Here is a 1,703-nt window from a genome sequence, read left to right as displayed (position 1 = left end):
TCCAGGTACCTCGTGGCATCCAGAGCCTGGGCCTCCTCTAAACTTCTTGGCATTACTGAAACGATTAATTTCATTTACTAACCTTCATACTAATCACCTTGAGGTAATTACTACTTTCATCTTTTTTATTATAGGCGAAATCTGCTGGAAGACCGTATTTGTTTAAAATCTGGTAACTTCTTCCTGCAAAGCCTTTATCAATTTGTTCTGTAAATTTCTGGCGGGATACATTGGCAGCATTGGTACTGGCAATAATAATACCGCCCAGATTTAAAATCTCAAGACTCTGGGATATCAACTTGTGATAATCCTTGGCCACAGAGAACGTTTGTTTTTTGTTCCGAGCAAAGCTAGGCGGATCTAGGACAATCACATCGTAGGTCAAGCCTTTTCTCTTAGCGTATTTGAAATATTCAAAGACATCCATAACTATAAAACGATGGTCGTCTGTGCTGAGCCCATTTGCCTGAAAATGCGCTTGAGACAATTCTCGTGAACGTTTGGCTAGGTCAACAGAAGTTGTCTGGCTAGCTCCTCCCATGGCCGCAGCTACTGAAAAGGCTGCTGTATAAGAAAACATGTTGAGCAAGGATTTGCCCATAGCCAATCCATCCACTAAACTACCGCGAACTTCATGCTGGTCTAGGAAAATCCCTGTCATCAAGCCATCGTTCATAAAGACTTGATACAGAACACCATTTTCCAAAACAGTGAAAAAGTCAGGTGCTTCTTGACCATAAACATGGGCAGATTCATAGTCCAATCCTTTAAAGCGAATCTTCTCATAGGCTCCTAAAAGCTCAGGAAAAACCTGTCTAAAGGCTTCTGAGATAACCTTGCGAATCTGATAAACATAAGAGTTATACCAAGAAAAGACAGCATAGTCGCCATAAAGGTCCACTGTCAGACCGCCAAAGCCATCTCCCTCTTGGTTGAAGAGACGAAAGGCAGTTGTCAAATCATCTTGATAGTAGGCTCTTCTCTTTTCTTTAGCTTGTCTAAACAGCGTTTCAAAGAAAGCTTGATTAAATGTAAGCTTGTCCTTGCTGACAAACCAGCCCAAGCCCTTATTTTGTTGGGAAAGGTAGGCAGTCCCAAGAAAGTTTCCATCTTGACTATGGACTTCTACTTCCTGATCCTTGAGATTGACATTCTCAAGTTCGCTAGCTTCTAGTAAAACCAGACCTTTGGCAAGCTTTTTTTCAACCCTTTTACTGACTCTTATTCTATTCATAACTACCATTATATCAAACTTTTAGACAATTCTCAAAAAAGAAACTACCCTTGCTTTTTTACTCTTCTTTTAAAAAATGGTATACTAATACTAATAAAAAATTAGGAAGTAAATGTGTGAAAAGCAATTTTAACAAAATCCAAAAAGCCATGGGTACCAGACTGGGTTTTGTCCTAACCCTTTTAATCCTCTATTGGCTCAAAACCTTATTAGCCTATACCGTTGACTTTAATTTAGATATTCAAGTAGGCAAGTTGCAGGGAAATTACCTTGCCTTTATCGCCTTTTTCAACCCCCTTCCTCTAGGACTACTCCTGCTGGCTCTAGCCCTCTATGCTCGTTCAACCAAGATCTTTTATGGCCTGAGTATAGCTATTTATAGCCTTTTATTCATTTGGCTTTATTCCAATGTCTTTTACTATCGAGAATTTAGTGACTTTATCACGGCCAATACCATGAAAGTCTGTCT

The 1,703-nt window shown here is 39.6% G+C and carries 1 protein-coding gene and 2 pseudogenes; 1 reads left to right on the top strand and 2 read right to left on the bottom strand.

The window, feature by feature from the left end; translation table 11 throughout:
- Both aroD and QZ359_RS07920 read right to left on the bottom strand, forming a co-directional pair.
- Nucleotides 1-74: pseudogene (aroD, locus tag QZ359_RS07925) on the bottom strand (3-dehydroquinate dehydratase); the annotation flags it as partial.
- A complete protein-coding gene (locus QZ359_RS07920) occupies nt 71-1,234 on the bottom strand; it encodes a class I SAM-dependent rRNA methyltransferase (RefSeq protein WP_261024390.1) in 1,164 nt (387 codons plus the stop codon). The gene QZ359_RS07920 and the pseudogene aroD, both read right to left, overlap by 4 nt.
- Nucleotides 1,235-1,383: 149 nt before the next feature.
- On the opposite strand from QZ359_RS07920, the pseudogene QZ359_RS07915 reads away from it, so the two are divergent.
- Nucleotides 1,384-1,703, top strand: a pseudogene (locus tag QZ359_RS07915) (LTA synthase family protein); the annotation flags it as partial.

The organism is Streptococcus sp. (assembly GCF_019414905.1).
Lineage (GTDB): Bacteria > Bacillota > Bacilli > Lactobacillales > Streptococcaceae > Streptococcus.
Note: the sequence above shows the minus strand (reverse complement) of the source record. Positions and strands in the feature narration are given on the sequence as shown.